This is a genomic window from Methylocucumis oryzae (assembly GCF_000963695.1).
Classification (GTDB): domain Bacteria; phylum Pseudomonadota; class Gammaproteobacteria; order Methylococcales; family Methylomonadaceae; genus Methylovulum; species Methylovulum oryzae.
The window spans coordinates 1-3,054 of the sequence record NZ_LAJX01000189.1 but is presented as its reverse complement, the minus strand read 5'-3'; the positions used below and the strand labels follow the sequence as shown (position 1 = coordinate 3,054).

The window sequence follows — 3,054 nt, the reverse complement described above, 5'->3', positions numbered from 1 at the left end:
AAGATGTTTAGTGACCAGTTTGCTGAAAGCGTTTAATTCGGTCTGCGGCGTTTTTGTCAATCGAAATTGGCATCGACTTGGTTGTCGATATGACGAATGATTAAGTCCGTATCTAAAATAAACGTCCAGCGTTTAGCGATTTTTAACATAGGCATTTTAACGCCATACGCTTCAGCGACTTTAGCATCGTTATCGGCGAGTAACGTGTAATTCAGCTGATGTTTGCGATGAAAATCTGTTATTGCTTGTACGCTGTCTGTGCTGATGCCATACACGTCAGCATTAACAGCCTGTAAAAGACTCACATGCTCTCTAAACGAGCACGCTTGCTGGGTACACACGGGCGTGCCAGCTTTAGGGTAAAAAAATAACACTGTCCAACCTTGCTGTTGCCGCGTTGCTAAGTTAAAGAGCTCGCCTTGGTGGGTTGGCAGTTCAAATAAAGGGGCAGGGTCGCCTACTTTTAATGCTAACGCTTTGGGTACATTCAAAAAATTTAAGAGTTTGTTCATAAGTAATCCTCGAGTTAAAGAAAGGCTACTCACTTTAGTTGGGACAGGGTATCAGGGTGCAGGACGCCGTAAATACATCCTTGTAGGCTTGGTGGCAGCATCCCTGCTGCCAACACCTGCATCCTGATACCCTGTCCCACCTTGCGTTGGGAGCCTAAAGAAAAGTTACGCGTTAGCAGCGCCATTAGAAATGCCAGATTCGATATTGGCGCAGCTTACCGCGCTAGCCGTTTTACTGGTTTAATTGTTTTTCGATAAGGCTTAATTTTATTAAAATGCCTTAACACAAAAGCTATCGAGGCCAGCTCTTTCAGCATTCTGAGCGCTAATATGCTCAGATTAACGTTGTGAGACGTTTTTATGATTTCTTGATATGTCCATTTCGCTCTCAGATAGCTAGGTAATAACGCATTCAGTTGCTTGGCAATAGTGCGATAGATTGGGTATTTATGTCTTGAAAAGTAAGAAACAAAATAATAGCGCTCATAATCTCTTTTAAACGCGCTGGTCGTAATTTGCGTTTCTTTTTTAGTAAAAACCCAATTTAAGCTGACGTTTTCTGCTTCACAGGCTTCGACTTGATGAAACCAAAGCGGAGGCAGAAATAACATATCACCCTCATTTAATTCAAAGTGGGTATAAATTTTATTGTGAAAAATATCATCGCCTTTCCCGTCTAATATCGCAAAATTGCTAAATGGATAGCAACAAAGCGGAGTTTCAGGCGAGATTAATGACCATTTCTTACGCCCTGTGACTTGCACATTAAACACGCTAATCATATTCGCGTCATAATGCCAGCTTGATAGATTACCTTTCTCATGTACCCAAATACGCATCACTTGAGAGCGCGGAAAAATGTCAGAATGACTTAACGCCGTATCGACTATTTCAGGAATCTCATAGTCTTCAGCGAGCGCATTTTTTTCCAACCAATACCATAAAAAGGCCTCTTTTGCTAAAGGCTCCTCTGATAATCTTTTTTGTAAATAGGTCTCGGTCCATACTTCCTGGCTATCCAATTAGCAGCCACATTTTCAATAATAAAAGGTTGTTCCTTGACGGCGTATTGATTCCAAAAGTATTCAAACGTGATAGCAGATGATTCTCTAGGGATTTCAAAATAACCATGGGCATTCTTATCGGTGACATTCATTTTCAATGATAAAGTTACGGGATTAACCTTATTATTGTCGCATAACTTGGTATGGACTAAGAAACTGGTAAGTGGGTGTGGGCAATTCAAACCCACAAGATGCGTATCGTTCGTGTGTTGCCTTGATGGATGAGCAAGTTAGTCCAGAGCAGCCATAAAGTTCGGAATTTCATGGCTTCTATGTTCCGTATTACGGTGCACCTTATACGGTTTACGGTTGAACGCAACCCTATCTGATGGAATCTGGACTATCAAGTCATATGGGCAATCTGTTTGTGACCACTACATTATGAAGGGCCTATTCTAAGCGTTGTAAACGCTTCTGGTTATGCCGTTGCTAAGCGGTTAAAATTCCGCTAGTCTTCCAGTTTTTACACCACAACTTGCTGGAAAGAATCTGTGGTATTCATAAAATCCATCAGCCCTGGAGGTTTTGATGCGTATAATCCTGGTCGCGATAAATTTAAGCTTATCGTTTGCTGTTTCGGCGAGTCCTAGCGATGACGCTGATATATTAGCGAGACGCGGTCAAGCAACGGTGACATCGGCTACTGAGAAACCGGCGCTTACTTTGTCTAAACCTGCCGGTGGTTGGACGAGTAGTATGCAAGTCGTCGTCGCAGGCTCGTGCTCCGATACGACGGCAGACCCGATTGTAATAAATATCAATGGCGTGCGTTATTATGCGCGAAATAACAACGGTCAGTTTGCCCGGTCTTTTCCAGCCGCTAAAGGTAAAAACACGATTATTGCCGAATGTGCGAATCATCTAGGCCGCTCAAGCGCTTCGGTAACGGTCGATGCGGTGATTCCTGCCATTCCATTTAAAGTGGTGTTAACCAGTGACACTAATTCAGTGTATACCGACTTACATATTTATGAGCCGGATAATAGCCATGTGTATTGGGCCGATACGCGCTCAACCAGTGGTGGCATCTTTTTTCTAAATAGCGATGGTGAAAGTTTTGACCAAGCGGGATACGGGCCTTATTTGTATGTACATCCTGCACCACCGATTGGCGTGTTTAGGATAGATGCTAATTATTGGCCGGGCGGGGCGGTACAACACACGTTGGCCAGTTTGGATATTATTTTAGATGAAGGCTTGCCAACGGAAAGCCATAAGCGCATACAAAAGCCGTTAGCACGTCCCGGCGAAACAAGCACGTTAGCTTATGTTGCTTTTAGTGGTAATCGGCAACCCGCTAAGATTTTTGTGCCTAGCCAAGATAATGAGCGCGATATGCCGACTGAAATTCGCGATTATATTCAGCATGAGCCTGCGCGCGAAGGCGAGGAGCAGGAGCAAGAAGCGTATTTACCGGATACGGATGGTTTAGCGTTGCGAGAGGTGGTGACGAATATTGCGTTAGCACAAGCCAAGGG

Annotated in this window: 3 protein-coding genes; 1 reads left to right on the top strand and 2 read right to left on the bottom strand. The window is 43.7% G+C overall.

Annotated features, from left to right (window positions below; genetic code table 11):
* Positions 1-56 precede the first annotated feature (56 nt).
* Entirely contained in the window at positions 57-512 is a 456-nt protein-coding gene (locus VZ94_RS16400; RefSeq protein WP_045780048.1) for a peroxiredoxin, read from the bottom strand.
* A 215-nt stretch (positions 513-727) separates the two neighbouring features.
* Complete coding sequence (locus tag VZ94_RS16395; RefSeq protein WP_045780047.1) at positions 728-1,534, bottom strand: cupin-like domain-containing protein; 807 nt, start codon at positions 1,532-1,534, stop codon at positions 728-730.
* Between the two features lie 570 nt (positions 1,535-2,104).
* Between VZ94_RS16395 and VZ94_RS16390 the strand changes: the two genes are divergently transcribed.
* Positions 2,105-3,054, top strand: a 950-nt coding sequence (locus VZ94_RS16390; RefSeq protein WP_131655601.1) for a DUF2135 domain-containing protein, incomplete at its 3' end; no start/stop codon positions are given.